This window comes from Variovorax paradoxus, from assembly GCF_009498455.1.
Lineage (GTDB): Bacteria > Pseudomonadota > Gammaproteobacteria > Burkholderiales > Burkholderiaceae_C > Variovorax > Variovorax paradoxus_H.
The window spans coordinates 3,135,287-3,156,284 of sequence record NZ_CP045644.1 but is presented as its reverse complement, the minus strand read 5'-3'; the positions used below and the strand labels follow the sequence as shown (position 1 = coordinate 3,156,284).

The window sequence follows — 20,998 nt, the reverse complement described above, 5'->3', positions numbered from 1 at the left end:
TTTTTCGAGGAGAAGCAGGCGCTTCTTCTTATTTATTCGCTTATTCGTTTTCGAGCATGGAGCGGATCAGCGGAATGGTGATCGCGCGTTGGGTCTGCAGTGCGTAGCCGTCGAGCTGCGACAGCAGCTCCATCAGGCTGCCGAGGTCGCGGCTGAAGCGGTGCAGCATGAAGTCGAGCACGTCGTCGGACAGCATCACGCCGCGTGCGTCGGCCGCCTGGCGCAGCACCGCGCGGCGTTCGCTTTCGCTCAGCACCTGCAGGTGGAACACATGGCCCCAGCCGAGGCGGGTGCGCAGGTCTTCGCGCAGCGGCAGGTCGGCCGGCGGCAAGGCGCCGGCGGCGACCACGCCGCGCTGCAGGGTCTGGGCGTTGACAAACCAGTTGAAGGCCGCGTGCTGCTGCACCGCGGTGTAGAGGTGGACGTCGTCGAGCAGGACGGCGCCCCAGCGCTCGTCGAACTCGGGCGGCTCCAGCAGGCCGGCATGCAGCCAGCCCACGCTGGCGCCCTGCTCGGCCAGCGCAACGCGCACGGATTCGAGCAGGTGGGTCTTGCCACTGCCGCTGTCGCCCCAGAGGTAGGTCGGCACCGGCGAGTGCAGCGCGGGGCTGCCGTCGGCACCGCCCACCCACACTTGCAGGTGTCGCAGCGCCGCCTCGTTGGGGCCGGCAAAAAAGGCGTCGAAGCTGGGGCCCGTCGCAATGCCGATATCGAGCGCGAGCTGTTTCATCCCGGGAAGGTTCATGGAGGGGGCCCGGAGGGCCCTTAAAATCGTGAGGAATTCTATCGGCCCGGCCGCCTCGGTCGCCGGCGCCTCCCCTGCCCGCCCTTCCTCGCCGCTTCGCGACCCTTTCGCTCCTTCTTCTCGACACCGCCCGCCCATGACCTCCTCCACGCCCACCCCGCTCAGCTACAAGGACGCCGGTGTCGACATCGACGCAGGCGACGCCCTGATTGACCGCATCAAGCCCCTGGCGAAGAAAACCATGCGCGAAGGCGTGCTGGCCGGCATCGGCGGCTTCGGCGCGCTCTTCGAAGTGCCCAAGCGCTACACCGAGCCGGTGCTGGTGAGCGGCACCGACGGCGTCGGCACCAAGCTCAAGCTGGCTTTCGAGTGGAACATGCACGACACGGTCGGCATCGACCTCGTGGCCATGAGCGTCAACGACGTGCTGGTGCAGGGCGCCGAGCCCCTGTTCTTCCTCGATTACTTCGCCTGCGGCAAGCTCGACGTGGACACGGCCGCGGCCGTCATCGGCGGCATCGCCCGCGGCTGCGAACTCTCGGGTTGCGCCCTCATCGGCGGCGAGACCGCCGAAATGCCCGGCATGTACCCGGCCGGCGAGTACGACCTGGCCGGTTTTGCGGTCGGCGCGGTCGAAAAGTCGAAGATCCTCACGGGCCAGAACGTCAAGCCCGGCGACGTGGTGCTGGGCCTGGCCTCGGCCGGGGTGCATTCCAACGGCTTCAGCCTCGTGCGCAAGGTCATCGAGCGCGCTGGCGCCGACCTGCCCGCCACCCTCGACGGCAAGCCCTTCCGCGAGGCCGTGATGGCGCCCACCCACCTGTACGTGAAGCCCGTGCTCGAAGCGCTGGGCAAGCACCCGATCAAGGCGCTGGCCCACATCACCGGCGGCGGCCTGCTCGAGAACATCCCGCGCGTGCTGCCCGAAGGCACGGCCGCCCACCTCAAGAAGGGCAGCTGGCCGCAGACCGAGCTGTTCGCCTGGCTGCAGAAGGTGGCCGGCATCGACGACATCGAGATGAACCGCACCTTCAACAACGGCATCGGCATGGTCGTGGTGATCGACGCGGCCGACGCCGCCGCCTGCGCCGCCACGCTGCGCGCCGCCGGTGAGTCGGTGCACGAGATCGGCGTGATCGCCGAGCGCGGCGACGGCGCGGCCGTGGTCGTCGCCTGACCGCGCGCCCGTTCTTTTCTTTTTCTCACCGCACGCCCCGCTCCCCGGATGGCCACGCCGCTGCCCGACGTCACCCTCGCCGCCCCGCCCCAAGTGCCCCAGGCGCCCCAGGCCGCAACCTCCCGCCACGTGGTCGTGGCCAGCTACCTGCTGATGCTCGCGGGGCTGATGCTCGTGATGTGGCAGCACCTGCTGCCGGGGCTGCTGTGCGTGTGCATCGGCTTCCTCGTCGCGCGCTGGTTCACCCGGCTGCTGGGCGGCTGGCTGTCGCGCCTGAAACCCCTGCGTTCCGGCGCCGACAGCCTGGCCCGGGTGGTGGCGGTCACGCTGGTGCTGCTCGGCCCGATCGGCCTGGGCACGCTGGGGTTCTCGCAGGCACGCGAGTACGTGCTCGATGCGCCCGACCAGTACCGCGAACTGCTTGATTACACGGCCCGCACGGTGCTCGAGCTGCGCTCCAAGCTGCCGCCCGACATCGCCGTCTACCTGCCCGAGGGCGCGGCCGAGGTGCAGCGCATCGTCGCCAACTACCTGCGCACGCAGGCGGGCTCGCTCGCGATGGCCGGGCGCGCCTGGCTGGGCGGGCTGCTGTTCGCCTACGTGGGCCTGATCATCGGCGCGCTGGCCGCCGTGGCGCCGCCACCGGCCCAGCGCCGGCCGCTGGCGCAGCAGATGTTCCAGCGCATCAGCACTTTCGGCGAGGCCTTCGGCCAGATCGTCGCGGCGCAGTTCTGGATCGCGGCCTTCAACACGCTGCTGACCGCGATCTTCCTGCTGTTCCTGATGCCGCTGTGGGGCCTCGAGCTGCCCTACACGCCCGCGCTCATCACCCTGACCTTCGTGGCCGGGCTGGTGCCGATCGTGGGCAACCTCGTCTGCAACTCGGTGATCACGCTGGTGGCGCTGTCGGTGTCGCCGGTCACGGCCGCGGCCTGTTTGGGCTTCCTGATCCTGATCCACAAGGCCGAGTACGTCATCAACGCCAAGGTGGTCGGCGCGCGCACGCAGATGCGCGTGTGGGAGCTGCTGTCGGTGATGTTCGTGGCCGAGGCGGTGTTCGGCCCGGCCGGGCTGGTGGCGGCGCCGCTGTACTACGCGTACTTGAAAAAAGAGCTGCACGCGGGCGGCCTGGTCTAGGCTGCCTGATGTCCTGATCTGATCGGTTCCGGTCCGCTTCGGCGCGGACGAACCGCTGGCGGCGCCCAAGAATAGGCGGCATCATCCACTTTGCCTTGCCCGCCACCGCCATGACCACCTGTCTGATTGTGATCGACGCCCAGGAATCGTTCCGCCACCGCCCGTACTGGAACGCCGCCCTGCTCGCGCCCTACCTCGACGCCCAGAACGCGCTGATCGCCGGCGCCGTGGCGGCCGGACTGCCGGTGGTGCGCGTGTTCCACGTCGACGCGCCGCAGAACGCATCGAACCCCTTCGCGCTCGAATCGGGCCATGTGCGCCCGATCGACGGCCTCGCGCCCTTCGAGGCGGCCGCCACCTTCACCAAGTACCGCCACAGCGCGCTGGTCAACAGCGGCCTGGACGTGTGGCTCACGCAGCACGGCATCCGCCGCCTGATCGTGAGCGGCATCCGCACCGAGCAGTGCTGCGAAACCACCACGCGCCACGCCTCGGACCTGGGCTGGGAGGTCGACTACGTGACCGACGCCACCCTCACCTTCGACATGGTGCAGCCCGACGGCCGCCCGCTGTCCGTCGCCGACATCAAGGCGCGCACAGCGACCGTGCTGGACGGGCGCTTCGCCACGGTCTGCGGCGTGGCGCAGGCGTTGGCGCGTGCGACGGAAGGCGCGATGGCATGAGCGCCGCGCCGGGCCGCCCCAAGCAAGCTCGCACCGAAGTGCGAAGCACGGAGGTATTTCGATGACCCCGTTGCGCGTGCGCATCCTGGCCTACGACGGCGTCGAGGCGCTGGACTTTGCCGGCCCCTTCGAGGTCTTCACCACCGCCGCGCGCGTCCACCAGCGTCTGAACGCCGGCGCCCCCGCGCCCTTCGAGGTCGCCTCGGTCGCCCACACCCGCGCCGGAGAGCCGGTGCAGGCGCGTGCCGGCCTGCGGCTGCTCGCCGACCACACGCTGGCCGGCGCCGCCGCAGCCGCCGACGTGCTGATCATCCCTGGCGGCGTGGTCGATGCGCCGATGGCAAGCCCCGACACCCTGCGCTGGATCGCGCAGCGCGCGGCCCACGCGCAGCTCGTCGCCTCGGTCTGCACCGGCGTCTTCCTGCTCGCACAAGCTGGCGTGGTGACGCGCGAAGCGGTCACCACGCACTGGGAAGACCTCGTTGACCTGCGCGCGCAGTTTCCACAGCTCGACGTGCGCGAAGGCGTGCGCTGGGTCGACACCGGTCGCATCGTCAGCTCGGCGGGCATCAGCGCGGGTATCGACATGAGCCTGCACCTGGTCGAGCGCCTGGCCGGACGCGACTTGGCCGAGCGCACGGCGCGCCAGATGGACTACGCATGGACCCGCAACGAGACCCCATCCGCGTAGTTTTCGTGCTGCTGCCCGACAGCCTGGTGCTCGACTGGGCCGGGCCGGCCGAGGCGCTGCGCATTGCCAACCAGCGGCTGCGCGCGGCGGGCCAGCCCGAGCGTTTTGTCATCGAGTTCGCGGGGCCGCGGCCCAGCATGAAGGGCTCGGTCGGCGTTGCGCTGTCAGGGCTGGCGCCGCTGCCGACGCAGTGGGACGGCCCCGGCTGGGTGGTGCTGGTCGGCCTGCCGGGCGACACCATCGCGACCGACAGCCCCGAGGCACAGGACCTGCTGCACTGGCTTCGCGGCCAGCGCTTCACGCGCGGCGGCGTCGAGCTGGTCACGGTCTGCGCGGGCGCCCTGCTCGCAGCGCATGCGGGCGCGCTCGCGGGCCGGCGCGTCACCACGCACCACCATCACCTGGACGAACTGCGCGCCGTGGAGCCGCGCTGCGAGGTGGTGAGCAACCGCGTCTTCGTGCTCGACCCGCCGGTCTACAGCAGCGCGGGCGTCACGACGGGCATCGACCTGATGCTGCACCGCATCGCCGACACCTGCGGCGAGGCGCTGGCAGCCCAGGTGGCGCAAACGATGGTGGTGGCGCTGCGGCGCGGCCCGCATGACCCGGAGCTGTCGCCCTTTCTCGCCTACCGCAACCACCTGCACGCAGCGCTGCACCGGGTGCAGGACGCGGTCAGCGAACAGCCCCAGGCCGACTGGAGCGTGCCGCGCATGGCCGAGGTCGCCCACACGTCGGCGCGGCACTTGACGCGGCTCTTCGTCGAGCACGCGGGCGTGGCGCCGCTGGCCTACCTGCGCCGGCTGCGGCTGGCGGCCGCGCAACTGGCGCTGGCCTCGGGCGCCAGCGTGACGCGGGCGGCCGAGCTGTCGGGCTTCGGTTCGGACACGCAGTTGCGCCGCGCGTGGCATCAGTTCGGGTTGCCGGGGTCGCCTTCCGCAGGCAGCTCGGCCTCTGCCGGCTAGGATTTGCCGAGACAGGCGTCGGCGCGCGCCCGCAGAAGCGCCTGCTCGCGCGTGTTGCGCGTGAGCGAGGCGGCGCGCTGGAACTCCCGGCGTGCCTCGTCGTGGCGACCGAGCTTGAAGAGCAGGTCGCCGCGCACGGTCGGCAGCAGGTGGTAGCCCTTCAGCGCGGGCTCGTCCCTCAGCGCATCGACCGCCTCCAGCCCGGCCGCCGGCCCGAAGGCCATCGACAGCGCGACCGCGCGGTTCAGCTCGACGATGGGTGATGGCGACAGCACGGCCAGCGCGTCGTACAGCGCCGCGATGCGCGCCCAGTCGGTCTCGCCTGCGGTGCGTGCGCGGGCGTGGCAGGCAGCAATGGCGGCCTGCAACGCGTAGGGGCCGAGCGCGCCACCCAGCGATTCGGCACGCGCCAGCGCCGAGAGGCCGCGGCGGATCAGCATCTGGTCCCAGCGCGCGCGGTTCTGATCGAGCAGCAGCACCGGCTCGCCCGACGCGCCAACGCGCGCAGTGGTGCGCGAAGCCTGGATTTCCATCAGCGCGACCAGCCCGTGCACCTCGGCTTCGCCGGGCACCAGCTCGGCCACGATGCGGCCCAGGCGCAGGGCCTCGTCGCACAGCGTGGGGCGCATCCAGTCGTCGCCGGCGGTGGCCGAATAGCCTTCGTTGAAGATCAGGTAGAGCACCTCGAGCACCGAGGCCAGCCGGGCTTCGAGCTCGTGGCGGCGTGGCACCTCGAAGGGCACGCGCGCCTCGGCCAGCGTGCGCTTGGCGCGCACGATGCGCTGCGCCACGGTGGCTTCGGGCACGAGAAAGGCGCGCGCGATCTCGTCGGTCGTGAGGCCGCCCATCAGCCGCAAGGTGAGCGCCACGCGCGCCTCGGTCGAGAGCACCGGGTGGCAGGCGGTGAACACGAGGCGCAGCAGGTCGTCGCCGATGTCGTCATCGAGCGCTGCATCCACGGCCTGCACGAAATCGGCTTGGGCCATGGCGTGCAGCGCGTCGAGTTCGCGGCCGATCTCGGGCGCCTTGCGCTCGGCCAGCTGCACGTGGCGCAGGCGGTCCAGGGCGCGGTGCTTGGCCACCTGCGTGAGCCAGGCGGCGGGGTTGTCGGGCAGGCCCTCGACGGGCCATTGCTCGAGCGCGGCCACCAGTGCGTCCTGCGCCAACTCTTCGGCCAGGCCCACGTCGCGCACCTTGCGCGCGAGCGTGGCGATGATCTTCGCAGACTCGATGCGCCAGACCGCCTCGATGGCGCGGTGGATAGCGGCGGGGCCCCGGTCGTCGCTCATGCGCCCCCTCCGGTCGACACGCCGGATAGCATGCGGCCATGACACCACGCCTCGTCTTGTTGAGCCTGGGCATTGCATTCAGCCTCGCGTCCGGCGGCGTCCGGGCGGATGGCCCCGCAGTGGAACGAAACAGCCTGGGCATGGCCTTCGTGCGATTGCCGGCCGGCGAATTCCTCATGGGCAGCGACGAGGCGCCGGAGGCCCTGGCACGCGACTACCCCGCGTTGCCGAAGGAGCGCTTCACCCAGCTGGCCGACGAAGGGCCGGTGCACAAGGTGCGCATCACGCGCGCGTTCTGGATGGGGCAGCACGAGGTGACGGTGGGCCAGTTCCGGCGCTTCCTCGAAGCCTCGGGCCATGTGCCCGAATCGGTGGCCGACGGCACGGGCGGCTACGGCTGGCGTGCCGACTACGACCCCGCCACCACGCGGCGCGGCGACGCCTTCGAAGGCCGCGACCCACGCTACTCGTGGCGCAACCCGGGCTTCGCGCAAGACGACAGCCACCCCGTCGTCAACGTGAGCTGGAACGACGCGCAGGCGCTGGCCGCATGGCTGAGCCAGACGGAGGGCCGACGCTACCGCCTGCCGACCGAGGCCGAGTGGGAGTACGCCTGCCGCGCCGGCACGCGCACGCGCTACAGCACGGGGAACGATCCGGCCACGCTGCGGCGCGGAGCCAATGTGTTCGACACACGCAGCGCCACCCATTGGCCGCGCTGGCGCGCGATGGCGCTCGCGGGCGACGACGGTTTTGCCTTCACCGCCCCGGTCGGCAGCTTCGCGCCGAACGCCTGGGGCCTCTACGACATGCACGGCAATGCGTGGGAGTGGGTGGCCGACTGGCATGGCGACGAATACTACGCGCGCGCACCGGTCGACGACCCCCAAGGCCCGGCCACGGGCACCGTGCGCGTGCGCCGCGGGGGCTCCTGGCACACCTGGGCTTTCTACGCCCGCTCGTCCTTTCGCAACTGGAATGCGCCGAGCACGCGCTACACGCTGGTGGGCATCCGGCTGGTGCGGGAAGACTAGGACCCGTTCACTTCTTCAGCGTCTGCTGCATCGACGTGAACTCGCTCGCCACGTCCTGCACCTCGGGCGAGAAGTCTTCCATCTCCTGCACCTGGCGGATCTCGATGACTTCGTTCTCACTGCCCGGGCAGCGGCTCGCCCATTCGATGGCTTCGGCGCGCGAGGCAACATCGATCAGCCAATAACCGCCCAGCACTTCCTTGACTTCGGCGAAGGGGCCGTCGACCACCTTCGGCTTGCCGCCCGGAAAGCTCACGCGCGCGCCCATCGACGGCGGGTGCAGGCCCTCGCAGCCGATCAGCACGCCGGCCTTCTGCAGGGACTCGTTGAAAGCCATCATCGACCCCACGCGTTCGACGTCGTCGGGCACGGTGCCGGGCGCCGCGCTTTCGTAGCCGTGGGGAATCATCAGCAGCATGAATCGCATGGTCGTTTCTCCTTTGAAGGATGGACGGGGTTCAGCGGCCGGCCTTGGCGGCCGACTCGGCGCGCAGGCGGTCTTCCTGCGCCAGCAGCTCGGGCGTCATGGCCTCGCCGAAATCGGTGGCCTCGAAGACTTGGCGGATCTCGATCTCGCCTTCCTGGAACGGGCTGCGCTTGATCCACTCGATGGCCTCTTCCTTCGACTTGACCTGCAGCAGCCAGAAGCCCGCGAGCAGCTCCTTGGTCTCGGTGAAGGGGCCGTCGATGACGGTGCGATTCTTGCCTTCGCAGCGCACGCGCGCACCCTTGGACGACGGGTGCAGCCCCTCGCCCGCCAGCAGCACGCCGGCCTTGACCAGTTCTTCGTTGAACCGGCCCATCTCGGTGAGCAGCTCGGTGCTCGGCATCACGCCGGCTTCGGAATCGGGGCTCGCCTTGACCAGAACCATGAATCGCATGTCGTTTCTCCTGTGGGTTGATGAAGATCGGGAGGCACGGGAATCTGCGCGCCTCCTGTTCACACGTCGCACGAGCGGACAGCGGATCGACACGGCCGCGTCGATCTGCTTGTAATTTTGTGTGTCAGAGGTAGCCGCAGAACCGCAGCACGTGGCCATCGGGTTCGCGGATCGCGAATTCGCGCAGGCCCCAGGGCTGGGACGTGGGCGGTTCGATCACGGTCACGCCGCGCTTCACGTAGGCGGCATGCAGGCCGTCGATGTCCTTGCCGACGTGGATCACGATTTCGCCGCGCCAGGGCCGGGCTTCGCGGCTGCCGCATTGCCACAGACGCAGGTACACGGGGTCGCCGTAGCTGCGGTCGCCCTTCTTCACGCGGGCGTAGCTGGGCGGCTCGCCGGCGATGAAGTCGATCTCGAAACCCAGCACCTCGGAAAACCAGCGCGCGGCGCGCGACACGTCGGACACCGGCAACACCGGCTGCACGCCGTGGAATTCGTGCAGCGTGCCCAGGTCGGGCGGCGCCGCGCTCACGCCGGTGCGGGTGTCGGTCATGGGCTTGTAGCTAGTTGGCCAGGCGCCGCAGCAGCGCCACGCGCTCGGCGATCGCGTCGATGTCGAGCGCGTCTTCGGCGTTGGCGAGGTAGGTCTCGAGGTCGAACACGGCCAGCGCCGCATGGCCCTGCTCGGCATGCGCCACGCCGCGGTCGCGGTGCTCGCCCCAGGCGCTGGGCAAGAGCGCAATGAGGCGGTTCTGCACCGCGATGTAGCGCGGCCAGTCTTCCTGCGCGTGGTGCACTTCCTTCAGGTTGCGCAGCATGCGCGCAATGATCTCGCGCGGGCTCGCGGGCTGCAGGTACAGGCCCAGCGGCACGTCGAACTCGCCGACCAGCCCGTTGCCGCGCTTGTAAGGTTCGAGCCGTTCGCCCAGCTCTTCGCGCGAGAGCGACTTGCCGGTGAACGGATCGATCACGACCTGCCCCTTGGGCAGCGTGACCTTGACCATGAAGTGCCCCGGAAAGCTGATGCCGCGCGTCTGCAGCCCGAGGCCCTGCGCCAGCTCCATCCACAGCACGGCCAGCGAGATCGGAATGCCGCGGCGGGTGCGCAACACGGCGTTCAGGTAGCTGTTGTCGGGGTCGTAGTAGTCGTTGACGTTGCCGCCGAAATTCAGGTCGCTGAAGAAGAACTGGTTCAGCGCGCGCAGCCGGGCCAGCGGCGCGGCGTCGGCCGGCAGGCGGCGCTTGAGGCGCGCGAGCAGCTGGTCGACGTCGCCCAGCACCTGCTGCACGTCGAGTTCGGGGTATTCGTCCTGCGCGATGCTGGCGGCCGCTTCGAGCAGCGGAAAGTGGTCATCGCTGCCGACCAGCGACTCGAAATATTCCAGTGCCGTGGGAACCTGGTAGCTGAACGTCATATGGCTTTGTAGAGGAGCCCGCGGGGAGCGTCAAGGCAGTGGTTTTCCGGCTCGCCAACGGCACCTTAACGGCGCATGAAACTGCGAAGGCGCACGCCCGTGGCCGTGAGCACGGCGAAATAGAGCAGCGCGGCGCCGGCGATGAGCGCGGCCAAGAGGCCGATGCGGTGCAGGCGTTGCGCGCGCAGGCCGACCCAGTCGAAATAGTGCGCGCCCCAGGCCAGCAAAACCGCCAGCACCACGGTGCCCAGCAGCACCTGCAGCGCGAACTTTCCCCAGCCGGGCTCGGGGGTGTAGCTGCCGCGGCGGACCAGGCCGATCAGCAGCCACAGCGCGTTGACCAATGCACCGATGCCGATGGTCAGCGTGAGCGCCGCGTGCTGCAGCAGCGGCACCAGGAAGAAGTTGAGCACCTGCGTGAGCACCAGCACACACACGGCGATCAGCATGGGCGTGCGCGTGTCGTGCTTGGCGTAGTAGCCGGGCGCGAGCACCTTCACCGCAACGAGGCCGACCAGCCCCACGCCGTAGCCCATGAGCGCCACGGTGGTGCGGCCCACGTCTTCGCCGGTGTAGGCGCCGTTGTGGAACAGCACGGCCACCAGCGGCTTGGCGAACAGCAGCAGCGCCACGGCGCACGGCGCCGCCAGCAGCACCACGAGCCGCAAGCCCCAGTCGAGCAGCGACGAGTAACGCGCGTCGTCTTTTGCGGCGCGGGCGCCCGCGAGCTGCGGCATCAGCACCACGCCGAGCGCGACGCCGAGCATGGCGGTGGGAAATTCCATCAGCCGGTCGGCGTTGGTGACCCAGGTCACGCTGCCGGTGGCCAGGTGCGAGGCGATCTGCGTGTTGATGAGCAGCGAGATCTGCGCCACGCTCACGCCCAGCAGCGCCGGCAGCATGAGCTTCATGACCTTGCGGGTGGTCGGATCGTTCCACGCGGTGCGCAGCGCCTTGAAGCTGGCGCCGATGCGCGGCATGAGCCCCAGCGCGCGCAGCGCCGGAATCTGCAGGGCCAGCTGCAGCACGCCACCGACCATCACGCCCACGCACTGGGCATAGATCGGCTCGATGCCGTACCGGCGGAACAGCGGCGCGCCGACCGAGATCGACAGGATCAGCGCAATGTTGAGCAGCACCGGCGACGCCGCTGGCACCGCGAACTTGCGCCAGGTGTTGAGAATGCCACCCGCCAGCGCCACCAGCGACATGAAGCCGATGTAGGGGAACATCCAGCGCGTCATGACCACGGCGGCGTCGAAGCCCTGCAGCCCGCTGGCCATGGCCCAGACCAGCAGCGGCGCGCCGGCCACGCCCGCCACGCACAGCACCACCAGGGCCCAGGTCAGCAGCGTGGCGACGTGGTCGACCAGCTCCCGGGCGCCCTCTTGCCCCGCCTCGGCCTTGCGCGCGGCCAGCACCGGCACGAAGGCCTGGCTGAAGGCGCCCTCGCCGAACACGCGGCGAAACAGGTTGGGGATGCGAAAGGCGACGTTGAAGGCGTCGGTGAGTGCGCTGACGCCGAAGACCGAGGCAAAAAGCACGTCGCGCACGAGGCCCGTGATCCGCGAAGCGAGGGTCAGCAGGGAGACGGTGGAGGCGGATTTGAACAGGGACACGGGGGCGAGTGTAGGGCTCCGAAAGGTGACAAAAGCAGGCAATTCGGCAAAAACCGGAACCCGGCCTATAATGGAGGGCTTTGCTGCATCATCCTCAGACACCTAAGGAACACTAAATATGGCATCCGCCAAGCCCAAGAAGAAGAACCCCCGCCTCGCGTCGGGCCGCAAGCGCGTCCGCCAGGACGTCAAGCTCAACGCTGCGAACACCTCGCTGCGCTCCAAATACCGTACCGCTGTCAAGAACGTCGAAAAGGCTGTTCTGGCTGGCGACAAGACCAAGGCAAGCGAACTGTTCGCGAAGGCCCAGAGCATCGTCGACACCGTCGCCGACAAGGGCATCTTCCACAAGAACAAGGCAGCCCGCGACAAGAGCCGCCTGTCGGCCAAGGTCAAGGCCCTCGCCCTCGCGCCTGAAAAGGCCGCAGCCTGACACCTGTCAGGCAAGCCCGGACCGGAATTCTCCAGTCCGCCGTTTGATCGGGGTGCGCTGCAGCAAGCAAAAGTGAAAAACCGCCTTCGGGCGGTTTTTTCATGGGCGCTCGAAAACCATCCAGGCAAAAGCGACCCGCGCAGCCCAAAAAAAAGACCTGGAAGTCAGGTCTTTTTGGGAGGGGGCGGCGTGTCCGCCGGATCGGGCACCAGGCAGGCCTCGGCCACTTGGAGGTTGTTGTCTTTCGCGAAGTTCACGCAGAAGTCCCAGGCCATGGGTTCGGCGTCGCGCAGGGCACGGTTCACCACCACGCATTTCACGCCGTTGATGGTCGTGGGAATGCACCAGGGCGAGTAGCTCAGGTGGCTGCCCGGGTAGGCGCCGCCGGGGCGGAAGGAGCACATGACGCCGGCGAGGCGTTCGGCCCAGTCGCTGGGGCGAAAACTGCGGCCATCGTGGGTGATGCCCTGGATGAAGATTTCTTTGGCGTTGGGGGAAATCATCGTGAAGTGAGGCGACCGGAACGGGTGCTGCGGTGCAGCAAGCAATTCTATCCGGGGCTCTTTTTGCATCCTGAATGGGGGGCATTGCTGTGATGCGGAATCCTCAACGAAGCCGTCAAATCGCACGCCTAGAATTCGTGTTCCCTATCTGGAGTACCGAATGAGCGCCACCGCCCAGCAACCCACCTCGCCCCACGTCATGAACACCTACGGTCGCCTGCCGATCGCGCTGTCGCACGGCCAGGGCTGCCGAGTCTGGGACACCACGGGCAAGGCGTACCTCGACGGCCTGGGCGGCATTGCCGTCAACACGCTGGGCCACAACCACCCCGAGCTGGTGCCCGCGCTGCAGGACCAGCTGACCAAGCTGATCCACAGCTCCAACTACTACCACGTGACCGGACAGGAACAGCTCGCCACCAAGCTCACCGAGCTGTCGGGCCTGACCAACGCCTTCTTCTGCTGCACCGGCCTGGAAGCCAACGAAGCCGCCCTGAAGCTGGCCCGCAAGTTCGGCCATGACAAGGGCATCGAGCGCCCCGAAATCGTCGTCTACGAAGCGGCCTTCCACGGTCGCAGCATCGCCACGCTGTCGGCCACCGGCAATCCCAAGGTGCAGGCCGGTTTCGGCCCGCTGGTCGAAGGCTTCATCCGCGTGCCGCTGAACGACATCGAGGCGCTGAAGAAGGCCACCGAAGGCAACCCGAACGTGGTCGCCGTGTTCTTCGAAACCATCCAGGGCGAAGGCGGCATCAACCCGATGCGCGTCGACTACCTCAAGCAGGTGCGCGCCCTGTGCGACGAGCGCGACTGGCTCATGATGATCGACGAAGTGCAGTGCGGCATGGGCCGCACCGGCAAGTGGTTTGCGCACCAGTGGGCGGGCATCCTGCCCGACGTGATGCCGCTGGCCAAGGGCCTGGGCTCGGGCGTGCCGATCGGTGCCGTCGTCGCCGGCCCCAAGGCCGCCAACATCTTCGGCCCGGGCAACCACGGCACCACCTTCGGCGGCAATCCGCTGGCGATGCGCGCCGGTGTGGAAACCATCCGCATCATGGAAGAGCACAAGCTGCTCGAGAACGCCGCCACCGTGGGCGCACACCTGAAGGCCGCGCTGGAACGCGAAATCGGCGGCCTGACGGGCGTGAAAGAAATCCGCGGCCAGGGCCTGATGCTGGGCATCGAGCTCGACCGTCCCTGCGGCGTGATCCTGAACCGCGCCTGCGACGCCGGCCTGCTGCTGAGCGTCACGGCCGACAAGGTGATCCGCCTCGTGCCGCCGCTCATCCTGAGCATTGCCGAAGCCGACGAGATCGTTGCGATCCTCGCGCCGATCGTCAAAGCCTTCCTTTCGGAGCCCGTTGCGCAATGACGACCGCCGCCGCACCGAACGCCCTGCGCCACTACCTGCAGTTCTCGGACCTCACGGCCGACGAATACGTCTACCTCTTCGATCGCATGGCGATCATCAAGAAGAAGTTCAAGACCTACGAAAAGCACCAGCCGCTGACCGACCGCACGCTGGCCATGATCTTCGAGAAGGCCAGCACGCGCACCCGCGTGAGCTTCGAGGCCGGCATGTACCAGCTCGGCGGCAGCGTGGTGCACCTGACCACGGGCGACAGCCAACTGGGCCGCGCAGAGCCCATCGAGGACAGCGCCAAGGTCATCAGCCGCATGGTCGACCTGGTGATGATCCGCACCTACGAGCAGACCAAGATCGACAACTTCGCCGCGCACTCGCGCGTGCCCGTCATCAACGGCCTGACCAACGAGTTCCACCCCTGCCAGATCCTCGCGGACATCTTCACGTACATCGAACACCGCGGCTCCATCCAGGGGAAGACCGTGGCGTGGGTCGGCGACGGCAACAACATGGCCAACACCTGGCTGCAGGCCGCTGAAATTCTGGGCTTCACCGTGCACGTGAGCACGCCCAGCGGCTACGAGGTCGACCAGTCGATCGCCGGCATCCGCTCGGGCGACAGCTACAAGGTCTTCAAGGACCCGATGGAAGCCTGCCGCGGCGCCGACCTCGTCACCACCGACGTCTGGACCAGCATGGGCTACGAGGCCGAGAACGAGGCGCGCCGCAAGGCCTTCGCCGACTGGTGCGTCGACGAGGACATGATGCGCATCGCCCAGCCCGACGCCCTCTTCATGCACTGCCTCCCCGCGCACCGCGGCGAGGAAGTGCAGGCCGAGGTCATCGACGGTCCGCAGTCGGTGGTGTGGGACGAGGCCGAGAACCGGCTGCACGCACAGAAGGCGCTGATGGAGTTCCTGCTGCTCGGCAGGCTCTGACAGACATCGAACCGCTGAACCCACGAGGCGCCGCATGGAGCTGATGAACCGCTACCTGCCGCGCTACCAGTTCGCGGAGACGCACAGCCTCCATGTGCCCGCGTCGCCCGCGCGCGTGCTCGACGTGGCGGCCCGGCCCGAGATCACCGACGACCCCGTGGCGCGCAGCCTCATCGCGCTGCGCGAACTGCCGAACCGGTTGGCCAGCCGGCTGGGCCTCGCCGCCCCCACGCTGCGCCAGCGCGAGGCCTTCAGCTTCGCCGACTTCACGCCGCTGGGGCGCGACGGCGAACGCGAACTGGCCTTTGGGCTGGCCGGCCGCTTCTGGCGCTTCGACTACGGCCTGGTCCCTCTGGCCGACGGCCCGGCCTTCGCGGCGCTCGATGCCACGGGCCTCGCCAAGCTGGTGCTCCATTTCACGGCCGAGCCCGAAGGCTCGGGCACGCGCCTCACCACCCGCACCCGGGTCTGGTGCGGCGATGCCGCCGCGCAACGCCGCTTCACCGCCTACTGGCTGCTGATCCGCCCCGCGAGCGGGCTGATCCGCCGCCGCATGCTGCAGCGCGTGCGCGACGCCGCGCTGCTCGCCTCATGAATCCCTGCCAGACCTGCGGCGCCTGCTGCGCCGCCTACCGCGTCGACTTCAGCGTCCACGAGCTCGACGACAACGGGGGCCGCGTTCCCTCGGGCCTGGCGGTCGATGTGAACGACGCCCTGTGCCGCATGCGCGGCACCGACCACACGCCGCCGCGCTGCGCCGCGCTCATCGGCAAGATCGGCCAGTCGGTGGCCTGCGGCATCTACGAATGGCGGCCGAACCCCTGCCACGAGCTGCAGGCCGGCAGCGACGCCTGCCAGCGTGCGCGCCTGCGGCATGGGCTCGCGATGCTGTCCGACGAGCTGCACTGACCGCTCAGGCCACGGGCACTGGCAATCCCCCCAACTGCCCCTTGAACTCCTGCAGCGAGAAATGCGTCTGCACGTGGCGCACGCCCGGCAGGCGGTGCAGCTTGCGCTGCAGCAGGTCGGAATAGGCGTCGAGGTCCTTCGCGACCACCACGAGGATGAAGTCCGCCGGCCCCGAGATGCCGTGGAACATCACCACCTCCGGAATCGCGCACACCGCGTCTTCGAAGGCGCGCGACGAAATCTCGGTCTGGTGGTCGATGCCGACCATCACGAAGGCCAGCACGCCGAAGCCCAGCGCGCGCCGGTTCAGGCCCGCGTGGTAGCCGCCGATCACGCCGTCGTCTTCCAGCTTCTTCACCCGCCGCCAGCACGGCGACTGCGACAGGTGCGCCATCTGCGCCAGCTCGCCCGAGGTCAGGCGGGCGTTGTCCTGCAGCGCGCGCAGCAGCTGAAGGTCGGTTCGGTCGAGGTCGGCTTGCATGATCTGTTCTCCAATTCCCGTTGAATGAATAGATTATTCAATCTTTCGATGATTGATGGATAACTTCTCGACTCAAGGCAGCCACTGCGCATAGCATTCGGCACCCGCCGGCCCCTTGTGGAGCGCCTCCAACCGGCCCACACTGCCTTTTTTCTTCCTTCGCCTTGCCGCCCGCCATGACCGCCCCGCTCCGACTCTGGGACATCTCCGCCCCCGTGCACGCTGGCAGCCCGGTGTTCCCGGGCGACACGCCGTACTCTCAGCAGTGGTGCGCCACCATCGGCCCCGGCTGCCCGGTCAACGTGAGCGCGATCACGCTGTCGCCGCACGTGGGCACCCATGCCGACGCGCCGCTGCACTACGCCCCCGAAGGCCAGACCATCGGCCAGGTCGACCTCACGCCCTTTCTCGGCCCCTGCCGCGTGATCCACGCGATCGGCCGCGGCCCGTTGGTCACCTGGGCGCACATCGCGCATGCCGTGACCGACACGCTGCCCCCGCGCGTGCTCGTGCGCACCTACCAGTCCATGCCCGTCGACCGCTGGGACCCGCAGCTCGCGGCCTACGAGCCCGCCACCGTCGAGCGCCTGGCGGCCATGGGCGTGAAGCTCATCGGCATCGACACCGCCAGCATCGACCCGGCCGACAGCAAGACGCTCGACAGCCACCAGCGCATCCGCCACCTCGACCTGCGCGTGCTCGAGAACCTCGTGCTCGACACCGTGCCCGAGGGCGACTACGAACTCATCGCGCTGCCGCTGAAGCTGACGAGCGCCGATGCCTCCCCCGTGCGCGCCGTGCTGCGCGAACTTCCCCGCTGAAACCACCCCTTCCATGACGACGACCCTCGCCGACTGCCGCGCCCTCGACGCGCAAGACCCGCTGCGCACCTTGCGCAACCAATTCACCCTGCCCGAGGGCGTGCTCTACCTCGACGGCAACTCGCTCGGCGTGCTGCCCACGGCCGCGCCCGCGCGCATCGCCGAAGTGGTCGCCAAGGAATGGGGCGAAGGCCTGATCCGCTCCTGGAACACCGCGAGCTGGTTCGACCTGCCGCAGCGCCTGGGCGACAAGGTGGCCCGCCTGATCGGTGCCGCGCCCGGCGAAGTGGTGTGCACCGACAGCACGTCGGTCAACCTCTACAAGGTGCTGTTCGCGGCGCTCTCGCAGCAGAAGGCCGAGGAAGCGCCGGGCCGCTCCCAAGCTTCCTCGCTCCCCTCGGGGGACGGACTCGGCGTGCCGAGTCCTGGGGGCTCACAGTCCCGCCGCAAGCTGGTGGTCAGCGAGCGCAGCAACTTCCCGACCGACCTGTACATCGCCGAATCGCTGTGCCGCGAGCGTGGCTTCACGTTGAAGCTGATCGACGCGAGCGAGTTGCCCACGGCGCTGACCGACGAAGTCGCCGTGCTCATGCTCACGCACGTCAACTACCGCACCGGCGCCATGCACGACATGAAGGCCGTCACCGCCGCCGCACACGCCGTGGGCGCGCTCACCGTGTGGGACCTCGCACACAGCGCGGGCGCCGTGCCCGTGGCGCTCAACGACAGCGACGCCGACTACGCGATCGGCTGCGGCTACAAGTACCTCAACGGCGGCCCCGGCGCGCCGGCCTTCGCCTGGGTGAACACCAGGCACGCAGGCCAGTTCGAGCAACCGCTGTCGGGCTGGTGGGGCCACGCGGCGCCCTTCGAGTTCACGCCGCACTACCGCCCCGCCCCGGGCGTCGGCCGCTACCTGTGCGGCACGCAGCCGGTCATCGCGCTGGCCGGCCTCGAGTGCGGTCTCGACACCGTGCTCGCTGCCGAAGCCTTCAACGGCACCGGCGGTGCGATGGCCGCGCTGCGCACCAAGTCGCTCGCGCTCACCGACCTGTTCATCCAACTGGTCGAGCAACGCTGCGCAGGACAAGGCCTCTCGCTCGTCACGCCGCGCGACCATGCGCAACGCGGCTCGCAGGTGTGCCTCAGCCGCGAGGAAGGCGCCTACGCCATCGTGCAGGCGCTGATCGCACGCGGCGTGATCGGCGACTACCGCGCCGGCGATTCGCAGATGCCCGACATCCTGCGCTTCGGCTTCACGCCGCTGTATGTCGGCTTCGAGGATGTGTGGCACTCGGTCGAACACCTCGTGCAGGTGCTCGAAACCGGCGAGTGGCGACGCGCTGAATTCAACCGCAAGAACGCAGTGACATGAGCACCGACAACGACAACAACAACAAGACCCCCGAGTCCATCGTCCACGAAGAAAAGGCGCAGCTGGATTTCAGCGCGTCGATGAGCTACGGCGACTACCTGCATCTCGACGAAATCCTGAATGCGCAACATCCGCTGTCGCCCGCGCACGACGAGATGCTGTTCATCGTGCAGCACCAGACCAGCGAGCTCTGGATGAAGCTCATGCTGCACGAGCTGCACGCCGCCGTGCAGTGCATCGCGCAAGAGCGCCTGCCCGACGCCTTCAAGATGCTCGCGCGCGTGAGCCGCATCATGGAACAGCTCGTGAGCGCGTGGACCGTGCTCTCGACCATGACGCCGCCCGAGTACACGGCGATGCGCCCCTACCTCGCCAACTCCAGCGGTTTTCAGAGTGCGCAGTACCGCTGCATCGAGTTCCTGCTCGGCAACAAGAACGCCGCCATGCTCAAGCCGCACGCGCACCGCGCCGACCTGCTCGCGCAGGTCGATGCCGCCTACCGCGCGCCCTCGCTGTACGACGAATCGCTGCGCCTGCTCGCACGCCACGGCCTGCCCGTGCCCGCCGACCGGCTCGAGCGCGACTGGACGCAACCGTATGAATCGAGCGACGGCGTCGAGGCGGCGTGGCTCGTCGTCTATCGCAATCCGCACGACCACTGGGACCTGTACCAGCTCGGCGAAAAACTCACCGATCTCGAAGACGCCTTCCGCCTCTGGCGCTTCCGCCACGTGACCACGGTCGAACGCGTGATCGGCTTCAAGCGCGGCACCGGCGGTACGGGCGGCGTGAGCTACCTGCGCAAGATGCTCGACGTGGTGCTGTTCCCTGAGATCTGGAAGTTGCGCACCGATCTGTAGTGCGGAAGACCGTGCGCACCGCCCGCTCCTACAATCCGCGCGGCACCAGCACTTCAAGACTCGACAAGGTGATGCGATTCGTCGTTTGACCTTGTGCTGCGGGGAAACCCCGCGGTGGATGGATGGCTACCCGTTCCGGCGCGCAAGCGGATCTGCGCTAACGCGCAGCCCAGCTGGCGCATCACCGGCAGGTTGAAGGGCTGGTTGCCACCACCACCTTCGTCGATCGGCCTCATCACCTTCATGACGCGCGAATTGAGCTACAGGGAATGGCTGTCTCGCAGCCTCGCGCGCGCCTTGCTGGCCGATGCACGGCAGCCCGGCGGTACCGCGCCCGACGCCCTGCACGCACGGGCCGCCGCAACGCTGGGCACCGATGCGGCATGGCTGAAGCCGTTGGCCGAAGTACTTGGCAAGCGCTCGCAAGCGACATGGCAGCGCACCGACCTGCCCGCGCTGGCGAAGGCGATCCACGACATGCCCGAGCTGGACCTGGCCTTCGCGCAGGACGAGCTGCCCCACGTGCGCCGCATCATCCTGCGGCCCGCGCAGATGCTGCCGCGCCCGCTGGGCCTGGACCACTTCGCCTTGCCCGAGGTTCCCACGCTGGCCGACCTCGCACGGTGGCTGGAACTCGAACCCGATCGCCTGGCATGGCTCACGTCAGCGACGCAGGTCTTTCGCGAGCCCGATGCATCCAGCCCTTGCCCCGCGTCTCACTACCGCTACCAGTTGCAGCCCAAGCGCCTCGGCGGCCTGCGCCTGCTCGAAATTCCCAAGGCCGACCTGAAGCGTGCGCAGCGCCGCATCCTCGACGACCTGCTGCAGCACGTGCCGGTGCACGAGGCCGCACACGGTTTCGTGCAAGGCCGCTCGGTCGCCAGCCATGCCGCCGCCCATGCAGGCAAGGACGTGGTGATCGGCTTCGACCTGCGCGATTTCTTTCCCAGCGTTCGTGCGTCGCGCGTGCATGCGATGTGGCGCACGCTGGGCTACCCCGAGGGCGTGGCGCGCGCCCTCACGGCCCTGTGCACGCACCGCACCGACAGCGCCGTGATCGAACGCCTGCGCGACGACGGCGGGCTCGACTGGCTCGGCGCCAAGCGGCTGGCCGCGCCGCATCTGCCGCAAGGCTCACCCTGCTCGCCCGCGCTGGCGAATCTCTGCGCCTTCCGGCTCGACCTGCGGCTCGAAGGCCTGGCATGGGTCTTCGGCGCGACCTACACGCGCTATGCCGACGACCTCGTGTTCTCGGGGCCGGCCACGCTGCGCGCGCAGTTCACCGCGTTGCGGGCCTGGGTGAGCGGCATTGCGGCCGACGAAGGCTTCGCGCTGCATCCGCGCAAGGTGCGCTGCATGCCGCAGCACCGCCAGCAGCGCGTGACCGGCGTGGTGGTCAACGACAAGGCCAACGCACCGCGCGAAGATTTCGACCGGCTGAAGGCCGTACTGCATCGGTGCGTGATGCATGGTCCTGCGGCCCAGAACCACGCGAAGCTGGATGACTTTCGCGGCCACCTCCTGGGCCACATCGCGTGGATCGGCCAGTTCAGCCCGACCCGCAAGGTCCGGTTGATGCGCCTCTTCGATCGCATCGACTGGCCGGACGCCGCACAACCACCTTCATGAAATAGGGCTGGCATGGGTTGTTCCATCTGCGCAAAGCGCTACAT

24 protein-coding genes are annotated in these 20,998 nt (G+C 68.7%); 15 read left to right on the top strand and 9 right to left on the bottom strand.

The features are described from left to right. Positions 1-40: 40 nt before the first annotated feature. Entirely contained in the window at positions 41-730 is a 690-nt protein-coding gene (gene hda, locus GFK26_RS14395) for a DnaA regulatory inactivator Hda (protein WP_056571899.1), read from the bottom strand. A gap of 151 nt (positions 731-881) precedes the next feature. Between hda and purM the strand changes: the two genes are divergently transcribed. The 5 genes from purM to GFK26_RS14370 all read left to right on the top strand — a co-directional run bounded on the left by purM (position 882) and on the right by GFK26_RS14370 (position 5,398). After that, a complete protein-coding gene (gene purM / locus GFK26_RS14390; protein ID WP_153282541.1) occupies positions 882-1,922 on the top strand; it encodes a phosphoribosylformylglycinamidine cyclo-ligase in 1,041 nt (346 codons plus the stop codon). Positions 1,923-1,970: 48 nt separating this feature from the next. Next, entirely contained in the window at positions 1,971-3,059 is a 1,089-nt protein-coding gene (locus tag GFK26_RS14385; protein WP_153282540.1) for an AI-2E family transporter, read from the top strand. Between the two features lie 110 nt (positions 3,060-3,169). Then, the gene (locus GFK26_RS14380; protein WP_153282539.1) at positions 3,170-3,742 is read left to right on the top strand and encodes a cysteine hydrolase family protein; all 573 of its coding nucleotides are present in this window, start codon (positions 3,170-3,172) and stop codon (positions 3,740-3,742) included. Between the two features lie 61 nt (positions 3,743-3,803). Further along, positions 3,804-4,433: a DJ-1/PfpI family protein gene (locus GFK26_RS14375; RefSeq protein WP_153282538.1), complete on the top strand. Its 630-nt coding sequence runs from the start codon at positions 3,804-3,806 to the stop codon at positions 4,431-4,433. Beyond that, the gene (locus tag GFK26_RS14370) at positions 4,403-5,398 is read left to right on the top strand and encodes a GlxA family transcriptional regulator (RefSeq protein WP_153282537.1); all 996 of its coding nucleotides are present in this window, start codon (positions 4,403-4,405) and stop codon (positions 5,396-5,398) included. Before GFK26_RS14375 ends, GFK26_RS14370 begins: the two co-directional genes overlap by 31 nt. Here the strand turns inward: GFK26_RS14370 and GFK26_RS14365 are convergent. Continuing rightward, positions 5,395-6,687 (bottom strand): RNA polymerase sigma factor, encoded by a 1,293-nt coding sequence (locus tag GFK26_RS14365; protein ID WP_153282536.1) that lies wholly within the window; start codon positions 6,685-6,687, stop codon positions 5,395-5,397. The two genes, GFK26_RS14370 and GFK26_RS14365, sit on opposite strands and share 4 nt — an antisense overlap. A 38-nt stretch (positions 6,688-6,725) precedes the next feature. On the opposite strand from GFK26_RS14365, the gene GFK26_RS14360 reads away from it, so the two are divergent. Continuing rightward, positions 6,726-7,721: a formylglycine-generating enzyme family protein gene (locus tag GFK26_RS14360; RefSeq protein WP_153282535.1), complete on the top strand. Its 996-nt coding sequence runs from the start codon at positions 6,726-6,728 to the stop codon at positions 7,719-7,721. 7 nt (positions 7,722-7,728) lie between these two features. On the opposite strand, the gene GFK26_RS14355 is transcribed toward GFK26_RS14360, so the two are convergent. The 5 genes from GFK26_RS14355 to murJ all read right to left on the bottom strand — a co-directional run bounded on the left by GFK26_RS14355 (position 7,729) and on the right by murJ (position 11,639). Next, positions 7,729-8,148 carry a YciI family protein gene (locus GFK26_RS14355; RefSeq protein WP_153282534.1) on the bottom strand — a complete coding sequence of 140 codons (420 nt, stop codon included), beginning with the start codon at positions 8,146-8,148 and terminating at the stop codon, positions 7,729-7,731. A 31-nt stretch (positions 8,149-8,179) separates the two neighbouring features. Then, positions 8,180-8,602 carry a YciI family protein gene (locus GFK26_RS14350; RefSeq protein WP_153282533.1) on the bottom strand — a complete coding sequence of 141 codons (423 nt, stop codon included), beginning with the start codon at positions 8,600-8,602 and terminating at the stop codon, positions 8,180-8,182. 124 nt (positions 8,603-8,726) lie between these two features. Further along, the gene (locus GFK26_RS14345; RefSeq protein WP_101489310.1) at positions 8,727-9,158 is read right to left on the bottom strand and encodes a bleomycin resistance protein; all 432 of its coding nucleotides are present in this window, start codon (positions 9,156-9,158) and stop codon (positions 8,727-8,729) included. Between the two features lie 10 nt (positions 9,159-9,168). After that, positions 9,169-10,020: a SirB1 family protein gene (locus tag GFK26_RS14340; protein WP_153282532.1), complete on the bottom strand. Its 852-nt coding sequence runs from the start codon at positions 10,018-10,020 to the stop codon at positions 9,169-9,171. A 65-nt stretch (positions 10,021-10,085) separates the two neighbouring features. Beyond that, entirely contained in the window at positions 10,086-11,639 is a 1,554-nt protein-coding gene (gene murJ, locus GFK26_RS14335; RefSeq protein WP_153282531.1) for a murein biosynthesis integral membrane protein MurJ, read from the bottom strand. A gap of 118 nt (positions 11,640-11,757) precedes the next feature. Here murJ and rpsT point away from each other — a divergent pair, with 118 nt between their 5' ends. Further along, positions 11,758-12,072 (top strand): 30S ribosomal protein S20, encoded by a 315-nt coding sequence (gene rpsT / locus GFK26_RS14330; protein WP_056571937.1) that lies wholly within the window; start codon positions 11,758-11,760, stop codon positions 12,070-12,072. 164 nt (positions 12,073-12,236) lie between these two features. On the opposite strand, the gene GFK26_RS14325 is transcribed toward rpsT, so the two are convergent. Further along, positions 12,237-12,575, bottom strand: coding sequence for a DUF3579 domain-containing protein (locus tag GFK26_RS14325; protein ID WP_153282530.1), 339 nt, complete (start codon positions 12,573-12,575; stop codon positions 12,237-12,239). Positions 12,576-12,735: 160 nt separating this feature from the next. Here GFK26_RS14325 and GFK26_RS14320 point away from each other — a divergent pair, with 160 nt between their 5' ends. From GFK26_RS14320 to GFK26_RS14305, 4 genes are read left to right on the top strand one after another with little or no spacing between them, the layout of a single operon-like run. Continuing rightward, entirely contained in the window at positions 12,736-13,947 is a 1,212-nt protein-coding gene (locus tag GFK26_RS14320; RefSeq protein WP_153282529.1) for an aspartate aminotransferase family protein, read from the top strand. Beyond that, positions 13,944-14,879 (top strand): ornithine carbamoyltransferase, encoded by a 936-nt coding sequence (gene argF / locus GFK26_RS14315; RefSeq protein ID WP_153282528.1) that lies wholly within the window; start codon positions 13,944-13,946, stop codon positions 14,877-14,879. The genes GFK26_RS14320 and argF overlap by 4 nt, the downstream gene beginning before the upstream one ends. Before the next feature lie 34 nt (positions 14,880-14,913). After that, a complete protein-coding gene (locus GFK26_RS14310; protein WP_153282527.1) occupies positions 14,914-15,474 on the top strand; it encodes a DUF2867 domain-containing protein in 561 nt (186 codons plus the stop codon). Beyond that, a complete protein-coding gene (locus GFK26_RS14305) occupies positions 15,471-15,788 on the top strand; it encodes a YkgJ family cysteine cluster protein (RefSeq protein WP_153282526.1) in 318 nt (105 codons plus the stop codon). Before GFK26_RS14310 ends, GFK26_RS14305 begins: the two co-directional genes overlap by 4 nt. A 4-nt stretch (positions 15,789-15,792) precedes the next feature. Here GFK26_RS14305 and GFK26_RS14300 read toward each other — a convergent pair whose 3' ends face one another. Then, entirely contained in the window at positions 15,793-16,269 is a 477-nt protein-coding gene (locus GFK26_RS14300) for an Lrp/AsnC family transcriptional regulator (protein ID WP_062477192.1), read from the bottom strand. A 176-nt stretch (positions 16,270-16,445) separates the two neighbouring features. Between GFK26_RS14300 and kynB the strand changes: the two genes are divergently transcribed. The 4 genes from kynB to GFK26_RS14280 all read left to right on the top strand — a co-directional run bounded on the left by kynB (position 16,446) and on the right by GFK26_RS14280 (position 20,954). Further along, positions 16,446-17,090 (top strand): arylformamidase, encoded by a 645-nt coding sequence (kynB, locus tag GFK26_RS14295; protein ID WP_153282525.1) that lies wholly within the window; start codon positions 16,446-16,448, stop codon positions 17,088-17,090. 13 nt (positions 17,091-17,103) lie between these two features. Next, positions 17,104-18,465, top strand: a complete 1,362-nt coding sequence (gene kynU, locus GFK26_RS14290; protein WP_153282524.1) for a kynureninase — start codon at positions 17,104-17,106, stop codon at positions 18,463-18,465. After that, positions 18,462-19,325, top strand: coding sequence for a tryptophan 2,3-dioxygenase (gene kynA, locus GFK26_RS14285; protein WP_153282523.1), 864 nt, complete (start codon positions 18,462-18,464; stop codon positions 19,323-19,325). Before kynU ends, kynA begins: the two co-directional genes overlap by 4 nt. A 204-nt stretch (positions 19,326-19,529) precedes the next feature. Next, the gene (locus GFK26_RS14280) at positions 19,530-20,954 is read left to right on the top strand and encodes a reverse transcriptase family protein (RefSeq protein WP_153282522.1); all 1,425 of its coding nucleotides are present in this window, start codon (positions 19,530-19,532) and stop codon (positions 20,952-20,954) included. The last annotated feature ends 44 nt before the right edge of the window (positions 20,955-20,998 follow it).